Origin of the sequence: Peribacillus frigoritolerans, from assembly GCF_001636405.1 — a bacterium.
GTDB lineage: Bacteria > Bacillota > Bacilli > Bacillales > DSM-1321 > Peribacillus > Peribacillus frigoritolerans.
On the sequence record NZ_KV440950.1, the window covers coordinates 1,623,437 to 1,640,347 of the forward strand.

The 16,911-nt window shown below is 41.5% G+C and carries 19 protein-coding genes and 1 riboswitch; of the genes, 10 read left to right on the forward strand and 9 right to left on the reverse strand.

All coding sequences use genetic code 11. The features are described 5' to 3' along the window. Nucleotides 1-35 precede the first annotated feature (35 nt). The 7 genes from A6755_RS07965 to A6755_RS07990 all read left to right on the forward strand — a co-directional run bounded on the left by A6755_RS07965 (nucleotide 36) and on the right by A6755_RS07990 (nucleotide 6,656). Nucleotides 36-554 carry a YfiT family bacillithiol transferase gene (locus tag A6755_RS07965; RefSeq protein ID WP_084737545.1) on the forward strand — a complete coding sequence of 173 codons (519 nt, stop codon included), beginning with the start codon at nucleotides 36-38 and terminating at the stop codon, nucleotides 552-554. Between the two features lie 33 nt (nucleotides 555-587). Then, nucleotides 588-1,100: a GNAT family N-acetyltransferase gene (locus A6755_RS07970; RefSeq protein WP_063590370.1), complete on the forward strand. Its 513-nt coding sequence runs from the start codon at nucleotides 588-590 to the stop codon at nucleotides 1,098-1,100. Nucleotides 1,101-1,123: 23 nt separating this feature from the next. Continuing rightward, complete coding sequence (locus A6755_RS07975; RefSeq protein ID WP_063590371.1) at nucleotides 1,124-1,609, forward strand: SRPBCC family protein; 486 nt, start codon at nucleotides 1,124-1,126, stop codon at nucleotides 1,607-1,609. Between the two features lie 629 nt (nucleotides 1,610-2,238). Next, entirely contained in the window at nucleotides 2,239-3,489 is a 1,251-nt protein-coding gene (locus tag A6755_RS07980; protein WP_063590372.1) for an MFS transporter, read from the forward strand. A gap of 98 nt (nucleotides 3,490-3,587) precedes the next feature. Further along, nucleotides 3,588-3,785, forward strand: a complete 198-nt coding sequence (locus A6755_RS07985) for a hypothetical protein (RefSeq protein WP_063590373.1) — start codon at nucleotides 3,588-3,590, stop codon at nucleotides 3,783-3,785. 673 nt (nucleotides 3,786-4,458) lie between these two features. Further along, nucleotides 4,459-4,635 carry a hypothetical protein gene (locus tag A6755_RS26975; RefSeq protein WP_174878703.1) on the forward strand — a complete coding sequence of 59 codons (177 nt, stop codon included), beginning with the start codon at nucleotides 4,459-4,461 and terminating at the stop codon, nucleotides 4,633-4,635. Nucleotides 4,636-5,453: 818 nt separating this feature from the next. Then, complete coding sequence (locus A6755_RS07990) at nucleotides 5,454-6,656, forward strand: C40 family peptidase (protein WP_063590374.1); 1,203 nt, start codon at nucleotides 5,454-5,456, stop codon at nucleotides 6,654-6,656. Between the two features lie 5 nt (nucleotides 6,657-6,661). Here the strand turns inward: A6755_RS07990 and A6755_RS07995 are convergent, their stop codons facing one another. The 7 genes from A6755_RS07995 to A6755_RS08025 form a co-directional block, all read right to left on the reverse strand. Further along, complete coding sequence (locus tag A6755_RS07995) at nucleotides 6,662-7,291, reverse strand: poly-gamma-glutamate hydrolase family protein (protein ID WP_063590375.1); 630 nt, start codon at nucleotides 7,289-7,291, stop codon at nucleotides 6,662-6,664. An 84-nt stretch (nucleotides 7,292-7,375) separates the two neighbouring features. Next, a complete protein-coding gene (locus A6755_RS26980) occupies nucleotides 7,376-7,525 on the reverse strand; it encodes a CapE family protein (protein ID WP_156319646.1) in 150 nt (49 codons plus the stop codon). A 69-nt stretch (nucleotides 7,526-7,594) separates the two neighbouring features. Next, complete coding sequence (locus A6755_RS08000; RefSeq protein WP_063590376.1) at nucleotides 7,595-9,178, reverse strand: gamma-glutamyltransferase family protein; 1,584 nt, start codon at nucleotides 9,176-9,178, stop codon at nucleotides 7,595-7,597. Nucleotides 9,179-9,252: 74 nt separating this feature from the next. Then, the gene (locus A6755_RS08005) at nucleotides 9,253-10,536 is read right to left on the reverse strand and encodes a CapA family protein (protein ID WP_052137322.1); all 1,284 of its coding nucleotides are present in this window, start codon (nucleotides 10,534-10,536) and stop codon (nucleotides 9,253-9,255) included. 10 nt (nucleotides 10,537-10,546) lie between these two features. Continuing rightward, nucleotides 10,547-10,996 carry a poly-gamma-glutamate biosynthesis protein PgsC gene (gene pgsC, locus A6755_RS08010; RefSeq protein ID WP_034309410.1) on the reverse strand — a complete coding sequence of 150 codons (450 nt, stop codon included), beginning with the start codon at nucleotides 10,994-10,996 and terminating at the stop codon, nucleotides 10,547-10,549. A gap of 15 nt (nucleotides 10,997-11,011) precedes the next feature. Then, on the reverse strand, nucleotides 11,012-12,193 hold the full coding sequence (pgsB, locus tag A6755_RS08015) for a poly-gamma-glutamate synthase PgsB (protein ID WP_034309408.1): 1,182 nt from the start codon (nucleotides 12,191-12,193) through the stop codon (nucleotides 11,012-11,014). A gap of 794 nt (nucleotides 12,194-12,987) precedes the next feature. After that, on the reverse strand, nucleotides 12,988-13,203 hold the full coding sequence (locus A6755_RS08025) for a hypothetical protein (protein ID WP_053536010.1): 216 nt from the start codon (nucleotides 13,201-13,203) through the stop codon (nucleotides 12,988-12,990). Between the two features lie 634 nt (nucleotides 13,204-13,837). Continuing rightward, a riboswitch (PreQ1 riboswitch) is annotated at nucleotides 13,838-13,880 on the forward strand. Between the two features lie 55 nt (nucleotides 13,881-13,935). On the opposite strand from A6755_RS08025, the gene queC reads away from it, so the two are divergent. Genes queC through queE form a run of 3 tightly spaced genes read left to right on the forward strand, consistent with a single transcriptional unit; the run spans nucleotide 13,936 to nucleotide 15,792 of the window. Continuing rightward, complete coding sequence (queC, locus tag A6755_RS08030; protein ID WP_034309401.1) at nucleotides 13,936-14,601, forward strand: 7-cyano-7-deazaguanine synthase QueC; 666 nt, start codon at nucleotides 13,936-13,938, stop codon at nucleotides 14,599-14,601. Next, nucleotides 14,601-15,071, forward strand: a complete 471-nt coding sequence (gene queD / locus A6755_RS08035) for a 6-carboxytetrahydropterin synthase QueD (protein WP_063590378.1) — start codon at nucleotides 14,601-14,603, stop codon at nucleotides 15,069-15,071. Before queC ends, queD begins: the two co-directional genes overlap by 1 nt. Further along, a complete protein-coding gene (gene queE / locus A6755_RS08040) occupies nucleotides 15,064-15,792 on the forward strand; it encodes a 7-carboxy-7-deazaguanine synthase QueE (RefSeq protein WP_063590379.1) in 729 nt (242 codons plus the stop codon). Before queD ends, queE begins: the two co-directional genes overlap by 8 nt. Nucleotides 15,793-15,836: 44 nt before the next feature. Here queE and A6755_RS08045 read toward each other — a convergent pair whose 3' ends face one another. Continuing rightward, on the reverse strand, nucleotides 15,837-16,184 hold the full coding sequence (locus tag A6755_RS08045) for a DUF4260 domain-containing protein (protein ID WP_063590380.1): 348 nt from the start codon (nucleotides 16,182-16,184) through the stop codon (nucleotides 15,837-15,839). A 51-nt stretch (nucleotides 16,185-16,235) separates the two neighbouring features. Then, nucleotides 16,236-16,805, reverse strand: coding sequence for a TetR/AcrR family transcriptional regulator (locus A6755_RS08050; RefSeq protein WP_034309392.1), 570 nt, complete (start codon nucleotides 16,803-16,805; stop codon nucleotides 16,236-16,238). Between the last annotated feature and the right edge of the window lie 106 nt (nucleotides 16,806-16,911).

A 16,911-nucleotide genomic window follows, 5' to 3' on the forward strand; every position in this document is an offset into this window, starting at 1 on the left:
ATGCTATTTTTATTGAACATCAAGGGGGAATGAAGATGGATTTAAGATACCCGGTCGGGAAGTTTCAGTTTGATGGGGAAATTACTTGTGGTATAGCCGGGGGGTGGCTCAACGAGATTGAAGCTTTGCCTCGGATGCTGCGTGAAGCGGTAGGTAACATGGATGATAAACAGCTTGATACGGCTTATCGGCCTGGAGGATGGACGGTCCGCCAGGTGGTGCATCATGTTGCTGATAGTCATATGAATGCGTATATTCGCTTCAAATTGGCCCTTACGGAAGAAAGTCCTGTCATTAAACCGTACGAGGAGGGGCAATGGGCTGAGCTGCCTGATTATGATTTGCCGATTGAAGTTTCTCTATCACTGCTCGAAAGTATACATATCCGAATGTGTAAACTTTTATCGGACCTTCATGCTGATGACCTGAGCCGGACATTCATCCATCCTGATTCAGGAAAGGTGACTGTCGGTGAAAATATAGGCATTTATGCTTGGCACGGACGACATCACCTGGCTCATATTACTTCTTTATCAAAGCGCCAGGGATGGTGAATATATTATATCTTCTAAAAGGTTGTGATTACTTTGAATGCCGATGTGAAAATCGAACAATTAACATCAATTGGATACCATCTTAATGAACTTTCCGACCTTTTGGTGCAGGTGGTGGATGATGGTGCGTCCATCGGTTTTTTACCACCCATGAAACAGTCTGAGGCCGTTGATTACTGGGGCAGTGCCATGAATCGTGATGTGATTCTGTTGGTCGCTAAGTTACAGGGTAAGATTGTCGGGAGTGTACAGTTACATTTATGTTCAAAGCAAAATGGCGGCCATCGAGCGGAAATCGCAAAATTAATGACACATACTGGTTATAGAAGAAATGGCATAGGACGTTCACTCATGCTAGAGGCTGAGCAGAAGGCCAAGCAGGAAGGGCGGACATTATTGGTCCTTGATACGAGGGAAGGAGATCCTTCAAATCTCCTGTATACCTCATTGGGATATATTCAGGCAGGCAGGATTCCTGATTATGCGAAATCTGCAAATGGTGAATTCCAACCGACCATTTTTTATTATAAAAATAATCTCGGGTAACGAATTGAGTGGGGGGAATCCAAGTGCAAGCTGTAATCGAAAAAGAAGGTAATGGGATTATCGCAAGATTCGATCGCCTGCTCAATCATCCGGTTGAAAAGGTATGGGGTGCTTTAACGGAGAATGATAAGGTGGAAAAGTGGATGTCCAACCTGGAAATGAAGGACCTCCGAAAAGATGGGACGATAAAATTCAATTTCAATGATGGGTCAGGGAAATCTTTTGATATGAAGATCAGGGACTTCCGGGAATCTGCCGTTTTAGATTTTGAATGGGGGGACGGCTGGGTTCGTTTCGAGGTATCCCCTGAAAAGGATGGATGCTCATTGGTATTGAAAGAATCCATCACGCCAGTTAATGATCATACATCAAAAGATCTGGCAGGCTGGCATATTTGCCTTGATATGTTTAGTGATTTACTTGATGGACACCATCAGGACTTCCCAATGGATGAATGGGAAAAATGGCATAAGGAATATACGGCCGCCGTCAAACGAATGGATGGATAATGGATGTGTGACATGCAGCAGGGTACATAAGGAAACGAACGGTGAATTTCGGCCAAAGCGGAGGTGATGCTTGTGCCAGAAGGAAGTTTTTTATTGATATTCCAGTTGGCTCCATGTTAAGATGACTTTAACTTTTGAGAAATGGAGGTTTTCCTTGTGACATTTATCAGACTGCGTTTCCAATCTTTGAACCGTTAATTGAATACGTTCAAGAGCTCTGCCGTCCGCAGGGTAAATGGGAATGGTCTGTCTATTTTTAAGGAAACCTTCATTTTACGCATTTAAGAAAAAAGAGACGATTTCAACTCTTTTTTTTGTGTCCAGCTGAAGCCGGGGCAACCTTTGTGATCAAAGGTTTTTCACGATTTCAGTTGACTTTAAAATGGAAGAATTATATGGGGAGAATTACTTTACCTATCCAAGCGTCATTTTGGATAAGTGTAAGATTCTCCATTGTATTGACCAAACCGAAGGCCAGTGGGAGATTGATTTTTTATCGTTAAAATACTCATCCTCTCAGGTTTCTTTAGATAGGTTCTGATCCATTTACTCTAAACACAGGCAAATAGCCTGTGTTTTTTTTAGGGCATCAAGAAAAAATATTGAAAATAGAATGAGGTGTTTAAGAGATGAAATCATTAAATGATCAAGAAAAGGACAATTGGAAAAAGAATATCACTCTTTTTCTAAGCAGTCAGACGATATCCCTCTTTGGTTCGTCCTTGGTCCAGTATGCCATCATGTGGTATATCACGTTGAATACACAGTCGGGTGTCATGATGACGATATCCATCGTTTGTGGTTTCGTGCCCACCTTCATACTCTCCCCGATCGCGGGGGTATGGGCAGACCGCTATAATCGGAAGATACTGATCATTCTTTCGGATTCTTTGATTGCCATTTCGACGCTCGTATTGGCCATCTTGTTTTTAATCGGCTACGATGAGCTTTGGCTGCTTTTCGTCATGTCCGCTGTCCGCGCGATCGGAACTGGGATCCAGACTCCGGCAGTAGGGGCCATTCTCCCGCAACTTGTTCCAGAGGATAAGCTTACGAAGGTGAACGGGACAAATGGAAGCATTCAAGCGCTAGTGATGCTCGTTTCCCCCATGGTAAGCGGCGCGCTGCTTACGATGGCTTCAATCGAAACCATTTTCTTCATTGATGTGATTACAGCTGCAATTGCCATCTTCACATTGCTGGCCTTTTTGAAAATTCCAGCACATGCGAAGGCATTACAAAAGCAAACAACCAGCTATTTCACCGATTTGCAAGAAGGCTTCAGTTATATCAGGAATCACGACTTTCTTAAGAAGTTCTTTATGTTTTTCGCATTTTTCTTCGTGCTTGCCGCACCAGTTGCATTCCTAACACCGCTTCAGGTCACACGCTCTTTCGGGAATGATGTATGGCGGTTGACTGCGATAGAAATCACCTTTGCCATCGGTATGATGCTAGGCGGTATTTTCATGGCTTCCTGGGGAGGCTTTAAAAACAAGATTCATACGATGACTCTTGCAAGCCTTATAATTGGTGCCTGTACTTTCGCTCTTGGAATCATCCCCGTTTTTTGGATTTACTTGATCATCATGGGGGTAGTGGGATTGGCGATGCCCATTTTTAATACGCCGTCCATGGTCTTGTTACAGGAGAAGATCGAGGGTGATCTTCTTGGGAGGGTATTTGGTGTTTTAGGTATGATCTCGACTTCCATGATGCCCCTGGGAATGCTTGTATTCGGACCGATATCCGACATCATTAAAATAGAATGGCTCCTTATAGGAACGGGTATATTGCTGTTCATTCAAGGTTTTTTCCTACTGGGCAGCAAAGTGTTGATCGAAGCCGGTAAACCTATCTCCAAAGATGCCCCCGAGTAATGGGGCAAGGAACGACATGTCAGGCTGAAGGGTTTTTCCGAATCCGGATATTTATTCTTGTAGAAAGATGATGCATGAAAGTCATAAAGGAGGAAAAGATGGGTTTTTTAGGAAAATTATTTAATTGGATGATAGTTATCGGAATAATTCTGCTTATAGGACGATTGATTACGATGGCGTTCTTATTTCTGGAAATTCCATTTACGACCTTTTTTAAGGACTACAGTCTCATTTCGATCATCATTTTAATAATAGGTGCAATTGGTCAGCAATTCACCAAGGCGGGTAAAAAGTAAAATGAGTTATCACCTTTCCTTCATGAAAAGAATCAGCTTCGAATTCACTAGACCGAGATATTCTAATGTCGGTCTAGTTTTTTATTTAAAAAATGTTTCAGTTGATTTCAGAAATCCGCTCCCTTTCCGCCGACTGCCTGCCAAGCCTCCTCGACGCAAGCGTCTGCGGTGTCTCGTCTAGCCAGTTATTCGGCAGGAGTGTCGCAAATTTCTTCAATCATTAAGGATTATAGTAAAGAAACATGAAGAATAAACTAGTCTTAAGAATATTCGGGATGAGACTAGCCTAGAGTTTTATTAAAAAATGTTTCAGTTGATTTCAGAAATCCGCTCCCTTTCCGCCGACAGTCTGCCAAGCCTCCTCGACGCAAGCGTCTGCGGTGTCTCGTCTAGCCAGTTATTCGGCAGGAGTGTCGCAAATTTCTTCAATCATTAAGGATTATAGTAAAGAAACATGAAGAATAAACTAGTCTTAAGAATATTCGGGATGAGACTAGCCTAGAGTTTTATTAAAAAATGTTTCAGTTGATTTCAGAAATCCGCTCCCTTTCCGCCGACAGTCTGCCAAGCCTCCATGACGCAAGCGTCTGCGGTGTCTCGTCTAGCCATAAATTAGAAGTGGCGTTTTCTGCAGTCACCGGCATGAGCTCAACAAAAAGGAACGGTTATTAAAGTGATAGAAGAAATCACCGCCGTATTACAGCAAACGACAGCTTCATCAGAAGAAATTGCATCATCGATGGAGGAACAAGCTGCTTCTTCCAATGAACTTGCTCAATATACACAGCAGCTTACACAGTTAATAAATGATTTGGAGCAGACGCTAGGGGAATTCCAGATAGAGAAGTAGGGAATAACAAATGTTGCAAAAAGGGAGGCCATTACAGTGGTTTCCTTTTTTGTTAGATTGCCATTACATCATTCTAAAAAGGTGAATCGCTGGGACATCTCTTTATGGTGGACATAATCATTGGAAGTATAAAAGTACAATTTAGAGGATCGGGTCAAGTATCCATGCTTTTTTTACAAAGGGGAATAATATATAGGAATCGGACAAGTCGGCACGGATATTAAAAGCTTGCACAAATTTATATGCTATAGATTCATAGTAACGAGAGGGAAAAGTCATTTAGCTTTCCCTCTCGTTACTTCTGCTAGATGATGGGTGATACCAATGGATTTGGGTTCCTGATCAAAAACCCATCGCCTTCGTTATCAATTTCCGTTTGTTATCATGCAAAACCTCAAATACATTTCCCCTCCAAAACTATATCTTCCATTTTTATCAAAGTGTTCACTCCTATATCGTCATCCTCATCATAAATAGGGCAAGCCGTATATAAACGACTTTATCATGACCGGGATTTCTCTAATCTACCCTTACCCATACTGCCAAGATAAACAAAATCCTCTAGGAATTCTTCGATTTCCAACTTTTATCGATGAGGTATAGGAATAAAGGTTTGCTTTTATGGTGTTTAATTGAATCCGACTGTTTGTTTTTAGGAAAAGCAGGCTGAAAGTTTCGTTTATTTTACCGATAATATAATTACTGTAGACATTAAGACTCATCTGATTGGGTGGGTGATAGGATAGAAGGTTCATATGGTGGGATTTACTTGAACATCATAAATATAAAAATATTTCAGCGTATAAAGGAAGGTTAAAATGTTTAATGGAAAAATAAGCTGTATGATACTGACATTGGTATTCATGGTTAGTTTCACTTTCTTACCTGGTTTAAAGGCCGAGGCTGCAGATCCTGTGCATACTGTAATCTCTGGCGAAACGGTGGAATCGATTGCCAAGACATATGATATATCGGCTGAGCAATTGATGAAGACGAATGGTTTACCGGATGATAAGTTATTTGCGGGCCAAAAGTTGACGATCATTCAAACGGCGTATACCCCTTCCATCTATCAATGGTCGGAGAGAGGAAAAAAAATTGCGAAATATGCGAGATCTTTCATAGGGTTTAAAAAGACAGCTGGAGAGGAGACGCCTGAAAAGGGGTTCGATTCAAGCGGATTGATCCATTGGGTGCTTTCCCGGCAAAATGTGCCGGTCGACCGTTTGACAGTAGATGGTTTCTATAAGCAAGGGATGGATACAGCCACTCCGAAAACTGGGGATATAATATTCTTTCTGGAAAAAGACAGCTTAAAAGTCGTGACTGCGGGTATTTATATCGGCGAAAACCAATTTGTCAATTCTGGATATGGTGCAGAAACGGTTCAGGTTAGATCCGCCACAGAAGATTACTTTGCAAAATACCAAGTGGCGTACAAAACATATACTCCTAAAGGAGAGCATATCGTCCAAATGGGAGAAACGCTTAATAGTATATCGGAGCATTACAGCATTTCCATGAGTGCGATCAAAAGCCGCAACGCTTTAAATACCGATGAGTTGATGCAGGGGCAGTACCTTCAACTATACAGCAACCCGCTATTTCCGTTTTATGTAAACCAGGAGGCTGCATATGATAAAGCATATGATGTCATCAAGTATGCATACACTTTACGCGGATTCACCTATGTTTTCGGGGGAGAAGATCCAATGACCGGAATGGATTGCAGCGGCTTCATTTATTGGGTCATGAAGGAGCAGGGCCTTTCTGTAAAACGAGATTCCGCAGAGGATTACTTCTCATTGGTGCCCAAAATCGATAATCCGAAGGCCGGGGATTTAGTATTTTTTAGGGACACGGGAACAAGGGTGGGTGTGACCCATGTAGGAATTTATCTTGGTGATGGCCGTTTTCTCAATTCAACGGAAAACACCGGCGTTCATATCTCCAACCTTTCGTCAGGTTATTTTGCCGAGAAATTCGAAAGCTTCGGTCAAGCCGAAAGCCTCATCGACTAAGAAGGTCATTCAACCTGTTTATATTCAAGAGTGGCTTTTTCAATGGCAGTAACGAACCGTTTAAGAAGATTACAGTGATTGACCCTGTTCTTACTGGTAAAGTCATCACCTTTGAAAAAGCTTTTTCTGAGCTTTGTGGAAAGTTCCAATTGTACGCCTGCGCCAGTTTTGGATGTGTTGGTGATGTTGTTTCCATTCATGCCTGAAAGGTGCTGCGGTGCATGATCAGTTTGAAATCCAGCTTCGTTGAGGCATTGCTGAATAAGGTTCTTATATGGTTCGTTCCTTCCGCCAATGTAAACCAGCCCATTATGTACGTCGTAGTGGCCATGGATCGAAAGGGTGGTCTGAGCGTTCGCTGCCATTGAAACGCCGCTCGGTTCATTGAATAAGCGGGATGGTATATGGAGGACCTGGTTGCCCCTTGGCTTTAGGCCTTCGAATAGGTAGGTGCTTGCACAAAGTCTCTCTCCAAGTGCGGCTGCAATTTCACTCGTACCTGGTTCGATATTCCCGCCATGGATGGCTAGAACTGCAATATCAGGATTCCTGTGATGAAGGATGATGCGGTAATCAAGGTATTCTTGTTCATTTTCCTGCAGTTCAAAAAAATCGGTATAGCTATTTTCAATCATGGTAATCCTCCGTATCTGTAGTGTATCTAATCTTCCATACCCATTGACTGCAAAAATAAAAAAAGCGGGGATGCCCCAGCTTTTTCATTTTTCGACTGTCGTATATAGTTCTATTTTCTTTTGCTCGTCGGGTGTTAACGTTTCTGTCCGTTTAAACGTATTCATTGTCACAAGCAGGGCTGCTACAAGAAGGACAGGTATTACCCAGCTTGTTATTTTTTTTACGATATTCATATTCAAAATCCCCTTATACAACGCTAAAATTTATATGATATTTAGAAAAGGAGGGGCTGGATTGCTTGTTTATTGCTGAGCTTTCCAGCTTCCGTTTCTTCTTTTATCTCCAGCTCCGGATATTTGTCCATTTTTCTCGTTTTTAACGAGTCCTTGAACCCCGCCATAATACATGGGCGAAATCTTCTGAATGACTTCGTATCCGGAATCTTCCAAGTCGGATACAGTTTCATCCGAAAGCCTGGATTCTGTATAAATCTTCTTTCCATCAAAGACGAACCGATTACGATCGACGATATCCTGCAACGAGCCTTCATTTTCTGTATAAGAATAAAGAACCTGCATCAATACTTGCGGAATCCTATCACCGCCTGGTGAGCCGATCCCGATCGATTCCCGCCCAGGTTTCTTGAGAATGGTCGGAGCGGTGAAAGTTCTTGACCGTTTATATGCCTTTTGTGAGTTCAAGCCGGACCTGAAATTTTTCAGTTGATCGTTAAGGAAAAATCCATTTGTATAATCCCCAGATCCGAAAAAGTTACTGAGCGTATTCGTTGCGGAAACGACAGTGCCGTTTTTGTCCATTACCACAAAGTGTGTCGTACTTTCATGTTCTTCGGAACCATTCGATTCTTTATCTTCCCATTTTTCACTTTTGATCTTATTTTTAAGACTATCCAAGTGAATGGGGGAGAGCAATTTTTCCGCCTTGGAGTGACTTATTCCATCTCCAACATTGACGGTCCGATCTTGATAAGCAGTATCCGTAATGCCCGCCAAGACTTTCATATAAGCTGATTTGCTTGAAGAATCACCTAGGTTCATTTCCTCGGCTAGCTTTAACATTTCAAGAACGGTAATTCCTGAAAAGGGCGGAGGTGCGGTAAAAACATCATAACCGGCAAATGTTCCTTGGACCGGTTTCCGTTCTTTCACCTCATAGCGCTTTAAATCCATCAAGTCGATATCTGATTCCCTTTTAATATCCCGCGCAATTTCGCCTTTATAAAAACCATCAGGACCTTCATGCTGGATCTCCTTCAGTGTTTCAGCAAGTCTTTCTTGGACGAGGGTTTTGCCTGGTTCAATGGCATCACCATCAGGATAAAAAAGTGAAGTCGCATCGGAAGATATCCTTGGCTGAGCCGCTTCTAAGCGTGATGATAACGATTCGTTGACTTCAAATCCTTCTTCAGCCAAATCTATAGCCGGCTGAAGAAGGTCTGCCATTGGTACGCTCCCATACTTATCACTGATGACCTGCATGCCGGCCACTAAGCCAGGAATCCCTGTATCGTGTCTTGAACTTGGGTCTTCTGGAGAGGATTCACGATAATCGATAAATTCGGGTTCGCCGGATTCCGGGGCAATCAGCATACCGCCGCCGCCGCCCACGCCAGATCCATAAGGTTCGACTACACCTAATACATACGATACCGCAATGGCGGCATCAGCCGCCGTTCCGCCGTTTTCCAATATATCCATCCCGACATCTATTGCGATTGGATTTGAAGAACTGACCCCATATGATTGTTCCGTTTTACTCTTTATCGGATCATTCGTGTCAGAAATAGGGGGTGTCTTCGAACATCCAGCAATATATATGAGCAAGCTTAGGGATATGAGCACTTTTCCCGTCATACGGTTAATCATCGGTTGTTCCCCCTTTTCGTTGAGATTCTAAGTTGTGTGTCTTCATTCTTCAAATAGTAGTGATAAAGCGTTCCTTACTGAATGGGTTGTATTCCAGGTTGTTTAGCTTGTACGGCCTTTTTCTCTTGTGCTGCTTTTTTCTCCAGTGCAGCTTTCTTTTCCATTGCTGCCTTTTCCTCTTGTTCACGCTGTGCCTTATGATCGATTACCTTCTTGTGATCCAAGGAAATCTCGATGCGATCCTCTTTTTTAGACCATTGGACTTTTTCACTCGTTTCCTTCGTCAACTGTCGGTAAACACGTGATTTGTCAATGGAAGAGGTAGCTGGCCTTGGTGTTGCTTCTTCAATTTGCAACGGTACGACATCGATTGTAGCTTTTCCGTCATTCGCTAAATGGTATTGAACCATGGCTGAATCCTTTGTGCGTGTCCAGCCTTGATCGAATATGAAATTTCCTAGGCTATAGAAAATGATTCCATCTTTATAAACATCGAACGATTGTAGCACGTGGGGGTGATGACCGATGATGATGTCAGCGCCCGCATCGATGATAGCTTTAGCCAAGTCTTTTTGTCGATCGGTTGTTGATGTTGAATACTCTTGTCCCCAGTGCATATTCACCACAACCAAGTCTGCGTTGCCTTGCTTGGCATCACTTGCTTTGCCGATCATTTCAAATAATAAATCAGGGTTGGAGTTCAATAGTCCGGCTTTATCACTTTTTGATACGGCATCCTTACCGTAAACATCTGTGAAGCCAAGTGTTGCGACACGAACGCCATTAACATCCGCATAGTCGATGCTGTTTTTTGCTTCCGCGGTGTTAGATCCAACACCGACATAGTGCATATCCGCACTTTTGAATTCATCAATCGTGTCAAGGAGTCCTTGTTCTTCATAGTCCATCATATGGTTATTTGCCAATGACACCACAGAGAAGCCAGCATCTTTAACGGCTTCCACACCGCTAGTATTGGAGTTTAACCGGATGGGCGTATCGGCTCCCTTGTAGTTAGATACTTCTTCTTTTAAAGCGGTATGTTCATAATTCCCACTGACATAATCCGAATTGGCAAAATAGGGTTTCATATACCGGAAGAGGTATTCATACCCGTGCTTTTCCGTCACTTCTTCAACATAACGTCCCATCATCACATCACCGACCATTGTCATCGTCAATGGTTGATCGGATTTTGTTGCGACTGTTTTCACTTCCTCAGCCCGTCCCATCCAAGTGGTAATGACTAAAGCGATTAGTAATATAGGTAGTATGATTCCAGTGTATTTAAGATTCTTTTTCTTCGTGCGTTTAATAAAGATAAGTGTTTTTTCTTTTGCATTTAAAGTCCGTTTCATTTTTTGCACCTCAGAATAGGTAGTACACGTTCATTAAACCGAATGTTATGCCGGATAATAAAAGCGTGCTGCCAAGTGTCAATGGCATTCCTTGTCTTTGTATGGTATTCGCTATCAATCCAGGTACGATTATACCGATTCCCCGAAACTCGAATATTTCAAAGGGCATGACGGGGTAGACTAAGTCCAATAGGAGTTTCAAGCAAATCCCGGTCACCATCATGGCGGCGAATTTTCTTCTTCCATATAAAATCACCCATCTTGAAAGGCCGTGGGTGACGATTAAATAAGTTACGACACTAATGATCAAAATGGTCAGCATGATTTCCCATTGATCAAATACTAATGCCAAATAACCTGGCACGATAAGTCCTGCGGGTACGACACCCGTCTTTTCTGAAAATATAAGGCTAAGCGTTACTCCCAGTACTAGGGCTACATATAAATCCGATCCAAACATTAAGGTTCCTCCTACTTAACTTGCTTTTTGCTTTGTTTTAGATTTCATGAATGCTTCAATTAATGGTTCCGCTGCACCGTGAATATTCCCGACACCGTAGACGATGCGATTTTTCATCAATGGGCGCAGACGGGCCACGATTTCTTCAGTTGACCAGTTTTCTAAATCCCAATATTCTTTAGTATCCAATTTACCTTGCTCGAATACCTTCGTGATTGGTGATGTAGTTTCACCAATGGCAATGACGATTTCGGATTTTATGTACGGCAATACATCTCTAGCAAACTGCTCGGTACGGTCCACACGGTCTGCACGGCAGTTCATGATGACGATAGGAGGTTCTGTGCTGTATCCGAACGTATTGACACGTTCCCATATGTTCAGCGTCGATGCCGCGTCGTTTGCAGCAAAGCCATTGACAAAGAAAGTTGGCTGGATGCGATCTCCGAATTTGGTGATCCGCATGGCCCCTGGATCTGGATGTGCATTCAGCATGCCGCGGAAAGCCGTTTTTTCATCAATTCCCAAAGCTTCCGCAACGGCCAAGGCCAGTGATGCGTTATCCGGAAATACCATATAGTCGAATTCGCGTAAGAAATCCTCGGAAATTCTTGAATTATCTGCAACAATCACTTTTGTGTTCCGTTCTTTGGCGATTTGTTTGAAAAAGTCCAAATATTCACTTTCAATGGTTATTAAGTGACCATTATGGGGAATGGTAGCAGTGAAGGCTTCAGCAACCTCATCCATAGTCGGTCCCATGACATCCATATGGTCTTCCAATACATTCACGATGACCCCGATGTTTGCCTGGATCATTTTGTTTTGGAAGATTAGTTGATAGTCAGGCTGTACGGCCATGCACTCACAAACCAGTGCTTCCGTGCCTAAGTCGGCAACTTCTTTAACTACACGCCGTTGTTCTCCTATGTTGGGTCCTTCAGGGCGGCGTACAATCGGTTTTTCCTTGTCGGTAAACCAATAGATCATTCTTGCTGATGTTCCGGTTGTTTTACCTACTGTTTTGTATTTTGCTTCCTGGATCACACCTGTAATTAGACGCGTTACAGTCGATTTCCCTCGAATCCCATTCACATTCACACGTACCGGGATGGAGTCGAGACGCTTCTGATGGCGTTTTTGTTCAAAAATGCCATAGCCAAGCAAAAAGATCGCACAAATAAATATTGGTGCCATTTTTTTTTAACCTCTCTTTTTTTCAAATATTTGAATTACTGAATACACACTACATGATTTTAAACTTAATAGGCAAGAGCCAATTATTCTATCGTAATATAGTTATCATCAGCTTTTTCAAATATATGTATATTAGGGTGTAATAGTATCTAATGGGATGAATTATTTTGTGAGTACAAAGATATGGCTGGTAATCGAGGGAATCGAGGTTTCATTTACACTAAATTATGGAAAGTTTAATAAAGCCCCATTTCAGTCAGAATCAAAATGGTTTTATGAGCATTTGAACCTGATTCATAATGTTCATGTTTGAATAATAATTTTTTAAAAAAGCGAGGTTTATTACAATTTATTAATTGTTTATACCCATTGTTTGACATAAACGTTACAATTTTTATGGATTTGTCATTCAATGTGAAATATTGCATCTTACGACTCAATTAGTTGAACTCTTTTGAATATGGATAAAGATGAGTAAAAGAACACATCTCTTTTTTGTGATCTTTTCCGGTTTTTCCTTGGTAATACCCATGGGTCTATAATTGACCTTTTACCTAAAAAATGAAATGAACTAAAGTTAACCCATTTCTTTTAAAAAATACCTAGTTTCTTCTATAGATATAGTGTTTTTATATAAGAATGAAAAATAAAAAAAGCCCAGAAGCATATCTGGGCTTTCGGCTTTTATATTGTAAATGAATGGAATGGTCACGAATCTCCGTTAATCATGGATAGATTTACCTTTTGTGGGTCTTGAGTTACAGCATGGGTAGCTGAATTATGAAGGAATCAGGTTAACTTGATTTCTTTCTCTCAGAAATCTCAAGGGTGGAGTCCTTTTTACCGCCATCAATCACATAAAATCTAGGAGCTAATCTCCTTTTTTTACGTTGATTGTCAGGATTCATCTTCATATAATTTTCGTATTCTTTGCGAAAGAATTCTTTGGTTTCCCGTTGCAATGCTTTTCTTTCGTTAAAATCTGCGATGAATTTGAAAAAACGTTTCATATGAATTCCTCCTTATGGGGTTAAAAGGTCTTAGTTTAATAGTAACATATCGTTGGTGAAGTTTAACCTTTTTTTGCAATTTTGGAGTGGAAATTATGTTTTTGTGTGAATAAAGTTGTGAATGGTTTGATTCGAGAAAAAGCATGTAATAAATACTTGCTGAGTAAGTGACCGTGCATGGTATTGAAAGGGAATGTCGGGATGTGCAGAAAGCGGGTATTGGAAGCAATGATTATTTGAGTTGAAATATTCCTTATATTCATTATACACTAAATATTCTGAAAACAAAGGAAAATATTCACTTCCAGCCGCTTTTGATAGATTTGCTTTTTTAATGGTTCATTATTGTGTATAGTTATATATTCCCCGAATTTATGAAAATGAAACTTCCCTTATGTGGGAGGGAAAAAAGCAATTTCCCGCATACGGGATTTAACGCTTTTTTTTCAAATTATTGGACCCCTTATCGATATTTTATTCACTTTTTTTTATCGGATTTTTAATGTAATTTTTAAGTAATGAAAAGTTAACCAAATTTGCCATCAGGTCTAATGTTCACTTTATATAAACATCTTGATTTCTTATCATTTTCAAGTTACTATTGACTTGGAAAAATATAATATTCCGCGTTAAGGCGGAAGAGGTTCTAGCTACCCTCTCAAAAAAACTAAGGAGAAACAGTGCTCTATTCTTAGGGTGCTGTTTTTTTCCGTAAAAAGGAGTTTTATAGAAATGAAGAAGAAAGAAAAGGCAGTGGTTGTGTTTAGCGGAGGACAGGACAGTACGACGTGCCTGTTTTGGGCATTGGAGAGATTTGAGGAAGTGGAAGCGGTGACGTTCGATTATAATCAGCGGCATAGCTTGGAAATCGAATGCGCTCAAAACATTGCCAAGGAATTGGGAGTGAACCACCATATCCTTGACATGTCGCTGCTGAACCAACTGGCCCCGAATGCATTGACGAGAAGTGATATTGCAGTGGCGGACGGAGAAGAAGGGGAGCTGCCGTCGACGTTCGTGCCAGGGAGGAATTTGCTGTTCCTTTCGTTTGCCGGAGTGCTGGCGAGTCAGATTGGCGCTAAACATATTGTCACAGGAGTCTGTGAAACGGATTTCAGCGGATATCCTGACTGCCGCGATGTATTCATTAAATCTTTGAATGTGACCTTGAACTTATCGATGGACCAGTCATTCGTGATTGATACGCCGCTAATGTGGCTTAATAAAGAGGAAACATGGGAGCTTGCTGACCAGCTTGGCGCGTTCGACTTTGTCCGCGAAAAGACCCTGACTTGCTATAACGGAATCATCTCCGATGGCTGTGGAGATTGTCCGGCATGTAATCTGCGGAAAAAAGGGCTGGATGACTATGTAAGCAGACGGAAGGTGCTTTCATGATGTACGGTTTTAAGATAGTGGATAAACTCCAAAAAATAGATGAAGATATTCAGCGCAGCCAATTGAAGTATACAAACAAGAGGGTTCTCGTAAGTAAGGAATTCACCTTTGACGCGGCGCACCATCTGCATGACTATGAAGGGAAATGCAAGAACCTTCATGGCCACACGTATAAAGTCATTTTCGGATTGAGCGGGTATACGGATTCACGCGGGTTGATGATAGATTTTGGTGACATCAAGGATATATGGAAAAATGACATCGAAATCCACCTGGATCATCGTTATTTGAATGAAACCCTGCCGCTCATGAATACAACAGCTGAAAATATGGTTGTCTGGATTTATGAAAAAATGGCCGAAGCCCTTTCATTAAAAGAATATGAGGGTGCTAGAGTCGAATTTGTTCGACTGTACGAAACGCCGACAAGCTATGCCGAAGCCAGACGGGAGTGGATGGAAAGTGAGTAAACTCCCGGTAATGGAAATCTTCGGGCCGACCATCCAAGGAGAGGGAATGGTCATTGGTCAAAAAACCATGTTCGTTCGGACGGCCGGCTGCGATTATTCATGTTCCTGGTGTGATTCCGCTTTTACTTGGGATGGCACAGGTAAGGAAGATACCGTTCAGATGACTGCCGATGAAATATGGGATGAGCTGAAGCGAATTGGGGGTTCCGGTTTTTCCTTCGTCACGATATCAGGGGGAAACCCGGCTCTGTTGAAAAACCTAAACGGCTTGATAGCGGTCTTACATGAAAATAAAATGAAAATAGGGGTCGAAACACAAGGGAGCCGATGGCAGGATTGGTTTCTCGATATTGATGAACTGACTATCTCACCTAAGCCGCCGAGCTCTGGAATGAACACGGACTTTACCGTGCTTGACCAAATCATCTCGAATCTTGCCAATCGAAATCCAGAAAACCATGTTTCATTGAAGATCGTCGTCTTTAACGAGGAAGATTATCAATATGCCAAACATGTACATGGGCGTTACCCGGATATTCCCTTTTATCTGCAGGTCGGCAATGACGACAGCAGGACGGCGGATGATCGTCAATTGATCAGCGGCCTATTGAAGAAGTACGAAGAGTTAATTGATAAAGTGATAGCAGATGATGAATTGAATGATGTGAAAGTCCTGCCACAGCTGCATACCTATATATGGGGTAACAAGCGGGGCGTGTAAAGTAAAGGCAGTGTGATGTTTAATCACACTGCCTTTTAAGCTTATTACAACCTTTGCATGTGTGTAGCTTTGAAGGATGATGTGTATTTAAGGCCATATCCAAATAAGCGATCCATTCCAATATGTGCGGTCCAAATTAAACCAATCATCACCCATGCATCCGACTTTAGGAATATGGCTAACAAAATCATGAGGATGGACACGATATAAGTATGGAATGCGTTATAAACCTTTGCTCCAATCCGGTCATTGATCAGATAGGCCAGCATGGAAACATCAGGGGACAAAATCAACAAAAGGAAAATCCACCAGCTGAATTCATATAACGAATAGATGTAAATAACCGCTATAAGGACCATAAGTCCTTCAATATGAAGGAATTTCTTCACCATTTCATAACCTCCAAAGTTTTATTGACCATTGGTCAATAATTTCCGAAAAAATTATATGATGTTCTTGGTGATATTTTTTACATGAAAATAGGCTAAACCTTTTACATCTTGATAAGATAGTTCAGAATTAATGTAAAAAGTTATGAATCCGTGAAGAGAAAGAAAAATCGACCAAATGGATGCAGGATTCAGTTTGTTGTCCGTTAGATCCGTCAAGGACTGGATTAGTTTTTCGTATGTTTTATTAGAATCGAATTGGAGTAACTGCTGAATTTCTTTTTCCTTCGATAAAAACATGATGGAATAATGATTCTGTTGGGTTAAACCGAACTCCAAGAAGCACAATAAAATCTTTTCCATTTTTACGGAAGGGTCATTTTCCGACAGGATGATATCATCGATTGAAGAATTCAAAACGGAAAAATCCGTTTTCACCAAACTATAAAATATTTCCGCCTTGTTTTTAAAATGATAATAAATGGCTCCATGGCTGCAATCCAATGATTTAGCCAATTGCCTCATCGAGACATTCGAATACCCTAACGCTGCAAAAAGGTTTCTAGCTTCATTCAACACCATGTCCCTGGATAATTCTTGACCTGCCGATTTCCTTGGCGACATCTTGTCACCTCCTTATTAATTGACCACTGGTTAATTAGGATGATAGCTCACAGATTTTCAAATGTCAATTATTAGGTCGAACTATAAAGTACTGTTTTTAAGTGGG

Coding starts and splice junctions, on each gene's coding strand:
- A6755_RS07965 (WP_084737545.1), top strand. CDS start 36: ATGGATTTAAGATACCCGGTCGGGAAGTTTCAGTTTGATGGGGAAATT.
- A6755_RS07980 (WP_063590372.1), top strand. CDS start 2,239: ATGAAATCATTAAATGATCAAGAAAAGGACAATTGGAAAAAGAATATC.
- A6755_RS07985 (WP_063590373.1), top strand. CDS start 3,588: ATGGGTTTTTTAGGAAAATTATTTAATTGGATGATAGTTATCGGAATA.
- A6755_RS07990 (WP_063590374.1), top strand. CDS start 5,454: ATGTTTAATGGAAAAATAAGCTGTATGATACTGACATTGGTATTCATG.
- A6755_RS07995 (WP_063590375.1), bottom strand. CDS start 7,291: ATGATTGAAAATAGCTATACCGATTTTTTTGAACTGCAGGAAAATGAA.
- A6755_RS26980 (WP_156319646.1), bottom strand. CDS start 7,525: ATGAATATCGTAAAAAAAATAACAAGCTGGGTAATACCTGTCCTTCTT.
- A6755_RS08000 (WP_063590376.1), bottom strand. CDS start 9,178: ATGATTAACCGTATGACGGGAAAAGTGCTCATATCCCTAAGCTTGCTC.
- A6755_RS08005 (WP_052137322.1), bottom strand. CDS start 10,536: ATGAAACGGACTTTAAATGCAAAAGAAAAAACACTTATCTTTATTAAA.
- pgsC (WP_034309410.1), bottom strand. CDS start 10,996: ATGTTTGGATCGGATTTATATGTAGCCCTAGTACTGGGAGTAACGCTT.
- pgsB (WP_034309408.1), bottom strand. CDS start 12,193: ATGGCACCAATATTTATTTGTGCGATCTTTTTGCTTGGCTATGGCATT.
- A6755_RS08025 (WP_053536010.1), bottom strand. CDS start 13,203: ATGAAACGTTTTTTCAAATTCATCGCAGATTTTAACGAAAGAAAAGCA.
- queC (WP_034309401.1), top strand. CDS start 13,936: ATGAAGAAGAAAGAAAAGGCAGTGGTTGTGTTTAGCGGAGGACAGGAC.
- queD (WP_063590378.1), top strand. CDS start 14,601: ATGTACGGTTTTAAGATAGTGGATAAACTCCAAAAAATAGATGAAGAT.
- A6755_RS08045 (WP_063590380.1), bottom strand. CDS start 16,184: ATGGTGAAGAAATTCCTTCATATTGAAGGACTTATGGTCCTTATAGCG.
- A6755_RS08050 (WP_034309392.1), bottom strand. CDS start 16,805: ATGTCGCCAAGGAAATCGGCAGGTCAAGAATTATCCAGGGACATGGTG.